8 protein-coding genes are annotated in these 4,635 nt (G+C 47.6%); all 8 read right to left on the bottom strand.

The window, feature by feature from the left end:
- On the bottom strand, positions 1-258 hold a 258-nt coding region (locus ACMHKJ_RS19015; RefSeq protein WP_461435658.1), incomplete at its 3' end, for a glycoside hydrolase family protein.
- Entirely contained in the window at positions 251-442 is a 192-nt protein-coding gene (locus ACMHKJ_RS19010) for a phage holin family protein (RefSeq protein WP_413496381.1), read from the bottom strand. The genes ACMHKJ_RS19010 and ACMHKJ_RS19015, both read right to left, overlap by 8 nt.
- A gap of 253 nt (positions 443-695) precedes the next feature.
- On the bottom strand, positions 696-1,310 hold the full coding sequence (locus ACMHKJ_RS19005) for a hypothetical protein (RefSeq protein ID WP_413496379.1): 615 nt from the start codon (positions 1,308-1,310) through the stop codon (positions 696-698).
- A gap of 133 nt (positions 1,311-1,443) precedes the next feature.
- Positions 1,444-2,223, bottom strand: coding sequence for an antitermination protein Q (locus ACMHKJ_RS19000; RefSeq protein ID WP_413496377.1), 780 nt, complete (start codon positions 2,221-2,223; stop codon positions 1,444-1,446).
- Positions 2,224-2,252: 29 nt separating this feature from the next.
- On the bottom strand, positions 2,253-3,269 hold the full coding sequence (locus tag ACMHKJ_RS18995; protein WP_413496375.1) for a DUF968 domain-containing protein: 1,017 nt from the start codon (positions 3,267-3,269) through the stop codon (positions 2,253-2,255).
- Positions 3,269-4,000 carry a phage antirepressor KilAC domain-containing protein gene (locus tag ACMHKJ_RS18990; protein WP_413496373.1) on the bottom strand — a complete coding sequence of 244 codons (732 nt, stop codon included), beginning with the start codon at positions 3,998-4,000 and terminating at the stop codon, positions 3,269-3,271. Before ACMHKJ_RS18990 ends, ACMHKJ_RS18995 begins: the two co-directional genes overlap by 1 nt.
- Positions 4,000-4,407, bottom strand: coding sequence for a RusA family crossover junction endodeoxyribonuclease (locus ACMHKJ_RS18985; RefSeq protein WP_413496371.1), 408 nt, complete (start codon positions 4,405-4,407; stop codon positions 4,000-4,002). Before ACMHKJ_RS18985 ends, ACMHKJ_RS18990 begins: the two co-directional genes overlap by 1 nt.
- On the bottom strand, positions 4,392-4,586 hold the full coding sequence (locus tag ACMHKJ_RS18980) for a Lar family restriction alleviation protein (protein WP_413496369.1): 195 nt from the start codon (positions 4,584-4,586) through the stop codon (positions 4,392-4,394). The genes ACMHKJ_RS18985 and ACMHKJ_RS18980 overlap by 16 nt, the downstream gene beginning before the upstream one ends.
- Positions 4,587-4,635: the final 49 nt, after the last annotated feature.

Raw genomic sequence — 4,635 nt, 5'->3', positions numbered from 1 at the left:
CACCTTAATCATCGGGTCAACGGCGCGCCGGACTTTACTTAGATCGTCATGCAACAGCACCTTACATTCCACATCGGTATAAATTTTTCCGGGCTGAATATCGCTACCTGTATGGCCATAACAAACGGTAAGAACACCGCCAACATCCGGATAAGGTTCGTATCTCACACCCTCATAGGCAGGGATTAGCACCAGCGCAGCCGCAATCGCACCACCGGCACAGGCTGCCATTACCTTTTTAATCAGATTGTTATTCACGCTGCCCTCCGGATTTAAGCTGGAATTCTTTTCGTTTGTAGTACCAATTCACGGCGAATGTCCCGATGGTGCAGATGATGCCAATAAAGACAGCCCACTGATCGAGTGACATAACACCGAAAATGGCAGCAATGAGCCCCCACGCATAAGCAAAGGGGCTGGAGTATTTTTCAGGCATACGCATGCACCACCCCCTGCGGAGTGTTCCGTTATTGATTTAATGGGAAATGCCGCAACCGGTTTATACGTTCCAAACAGATGAATGTGAGGTGGTTGCGGCATTATTCGGGTAAGCCCACCAGCGGCGGGAAGGCAATAAGAAGAGCACTGTGGCCGAATACGGGTTAGGTAATGAGCCTGTCGTATTCCAATGCTCTTATTGTTGCGGGTAATAAAAAAGGCCGCCTAAGCGACCTGTTTATAATTCATACATCCAACTATGTGTATAAGTTATTCGATAATACATCATGAGTTTCTAAAATTAATTCATCTATTTTTTTAAGCAACTCTTCTTTTTGTGATTGACTATCAACAGAACCCTGCTTGTATAATTTTATAATATCAGGAAGTGAATTATGTATTGACTCAATTTTATCCAATAATTTTTCTTGATTTTTATTCTTATAATCAAGGAGAAGGCGTACCTTGTTATAATAAACACTCCCTTGATTAGCTACCTCAGCAAGGCTATCTTCTGTTTTTCCCATTGCTTTTCTATCACTCTCCTTTAGGTATTCATAAAAAGTAGTCAATAATTGAAAAACTATATCTATGCTGGATAAATATGATGCAATGGTAACCCTTAATTCTTTCGAAATTTCTTTTGTCCTTGACAATGAGTTTTGGTACTCAGCTAATTTATAATTTTGTTTTAAGGCATGCCAAGCAATACAAGAAGGTATTAATGCGGCAAAGAAAGCGCTGATGACAGTTTCCCAAGAAAAGGATGTTTCCACTACTACTTGTGGAATTTTTCCGACAACTACAGAAACCTGTTCCTGCAACTCACCGGTTGCATCAAAAAAATACGGAACCCCTTTCCAACTTGCCACATAATATCCTTAATAAAAAACCCCGCATTCGCGAGGTTTGAAATTTATCAGTGTGGATAGTTATAAAAATCCCACTATGGGTAAACACTATAACAAATCCGGACAAATATCAATGCTTATAATTAAAGCTGTATCAATTGGTAACCATACCAAATAATACCTCTGCGCAATCTTCCTCGATGTAGCACTTCTCCACCAGCAGTTCATGGAATGACTTCCAGTTACGCCGCCATGTTCTCTCGTTCAAACCCGGCACCAGATGCTTTATTGCATTATAGGCTTTCGATGATGGCATACGGCGATAGCCACGACCCGAGCAACGGGGGCAATCTTTAATCATCGGTATACCCTTTAATTCGGTTTGCTCTTCATCTGGTACCTTACCCCGACCTTTGCACTGGCAGCGATAATGCACCAGACCTTTCCCGTCACAGATACCACAGGCTTCACCAACCTGTTCATTGCGAATGTCCGGCTCAATGATCACAATGCCATCTTTATTTGTAATGCCGGGGTGCTTCACTACCGCTTTCATGGTGTAAATCATCCCCTCACCAGCACATGACGGACACTGGCAGGATGAGCCCGCTGATCTGGCGTAATCTTCAAATGCCATTTTTGCCAGAATGGTCATGCACTGCGCCAGGCGGTTTCCTGCTGCTTTTTTTACCAGGTGCGGAACTGTCTTTAATGCGTACTGAGTCAGGGCTTCCACCGTCTTGTATTTATCATCAATGCTCACATCATTCTTCGCAAAGAACGCATTCATGCCAAATTGGGCTTTCTGCTCCGTCATGCCGAGGGCGGCGGCTGTATCCATGCCTTTTAGTCTGTCCGGTGATGTCGAATGTGCCGAATCGCTGAACATAGGTGATTTCGGGTGGAACTGCTTCAGTGCTGATTCTAATTTCATGTTTATCTCTCCGCGCTCCGTACAGCGCATTAACCAAAGGCTCCGATCCCGAGGGTTCGGTTTAAAAAGCTGAACAACAAATCTAACTGACTGCCGTGCTCCGCTTCCCAGGCGTTCGGGTCACGGTGTAACTCGTCATGGTGAACACGGCATAGCGGGATAGCGAACAGGTCGTGTGTCTTGGTTCCCGTTCCGCCGGTACCGTGTCCGATGATGTGATGCGGATCGTCTGCCTGTTGGCTGCACACACAGCACGGCTGGCTTTTGACCCATTTCAGGTATTTGGTGCTCTCCCACCGTTTGAGTTTCGGGATCTTGAAAAAACTGGCTGGTGGCTCGGGATCAACCGCTATCTTTACTACCGGCTTTATCTGCTCAATTCTGTCCTGAACGCGGTCCTTAAAAGTACGATCACGCTGGACGATGGAATGTTCGGTTATCTGCCAGGCATCACCCCGGTCCTCTTGCTCGCACAGGATGTACATGTGAATAAATTCAGGCAGGTGATCGCTGATGCGGTGCATAACAGACCAGGTGAATAAATCAGACGGATTCAGAAAATGACCATCCGGGAGCCGTAAATCCGTCAGAATGCTGTTAACAATCCACACGCGGCGATTATCCAGCATGATTTTATCTGCCTGCTGCTGGTGGATCTTACCTTTCCTGATAGCGTTATCGTGATGCCAGCACGTCCGGATGCACCCGCCTTTATGCTCTGTGATGACCAGTTCGTGATGATGGTAAGGCTCGGTATCATCTTTAATCTGGCAGCTTTTAACGGATGTAATGAAGTGACTGAATGATGCCATGCCTCCCGCCGCCTTTATCACCTCGGGCTTATCCATAAACCAGAGGATCTGTTTATCATTCAGCAGGGGCTGCAGGTCATGCGGTATTTTCCCTGACGGCAAATGTTCCATAAATTTCGGCGCGCGGCTCAGTACATAACGGGTACCACTGTAAAAATCCTGTGATGCAGCTCCGGGATTAAATAACAGGATCCGCGCTTCTCTCTGGATATAACCGGCAAGAAGATAACTCATCAGGCGACCGCTCCTTCTACCTGAGACGTACCCCACAAGCCCGCAACCCATTTCACACCCTTTGATGTGAACCGTGCCATTGAGAATGAGTGGTTGTTCGTCGCGCAAGTGCCGGTTTTTATGTCAAAGCGACCCGCATCAATATGGTTCTGGTATACCGCCCATGAGCCATTCAGCCGGTACATGATTTTCTGATCCAGAAGGAACATCCGGAATTCCGGTTCTTTTACCTTCAGCAGCTTACACACCTGACGAAATGTCATGGAGCCGGTTGTTTCAACATAGCGATCGACAAATTCCGCCTTAGGTGCAGCGATTGCCAGTGCGCGGGCTTTCTCTTCCAGCTGCTCATTCAGATCCGCGGCTAATCTCAGGGCTTCGGTATATGACTGCGGGATTTTTGGTTGCTGCTGCTCTTCCAGTTCCTGCCAGCGGTCGACTATTTTTGCGGTAAATTCCGGGGACAGTCTCGCCACCAGCACCAGAGAATCCCGTTTATTAAGGTGGCACTCGGTATATGTGTTTCCGTTATGTTCAAAATCGAACCACGCCAACGGCGTAGTTAAAATTCCGGCAATATCCAGCCGCTCCGCTGAGCGTTTTACATCACCGTGGCGACTACCTGTCAGTTCGGCAATTTCCCGGCTGGACATGGTCACCGTCTGATTCTGCATTACCGGTGAAATACTGACTTCATGGGTTATCTGCTGCATCGTTATCTCTCCACTCATTAAGCGCAGCCGTATACCGCGCGTTTTACATAAGGGCTGATTGTCACCACGGCTTTACCACCAGCGACTTTCTCACCCCACTCAATATCAAGATGTTTAACCTGACTGTCGTCCTGCCAGACTCCTGCATGTGTCAGCGCGTCCTGTATTGCTTTGATAAAGTTATCCAGATCCCGGCGGCGGTTGCAGGGCGGGAACAGAGACAGCCTCATGCTGATATCACCGGTGATCGGCTTTGGCGTTCTGCCTTTGAAATGCTCCAGTACATCCGCCATCACATTGAGCCGGAACCGCCGACCTTTCTCACTAATCAGCACCCGACCCTTTAAGGCTCCCCGCGATGGGGAGCGCCAGTAGGTGTTCATGCTCGGCGGGAACGGGAGGTGCAGGGTTAATTTGTCGTGCATGGTACTCTCCGGTTCCAGGCTACGATTGCATCTGATTCATCAAAGCGCTTAATCCGGACACCACATTCGTCACAGGCAATTCCGAACAGCGTCAGCTCCCGATATATCGGTTTATGAATTGTGATGCTCTTACACCCACACAACGGGCATGGTTTCAGGGCTTGTATGTTATCCGTCATTTCTGATCCCGTTTACCTTTCTCAGTACCCGCTGCTTTGCCGTAAATGC

The sequence above is a fragment of the Morganella psychrotolerans genome (assembly GCF_965118875.1).
Taxonomy (GTDB): domain Bacteria; phylum Pseudomonadota; class Gammaproteobacteria; order Enterobacterales; family Enterobacteriaceae; genus Morganella; species Morganella psychrotolerans_C.
This window is presented reverse-complemented; position numbering and strand designations above follow the sequence as displayed.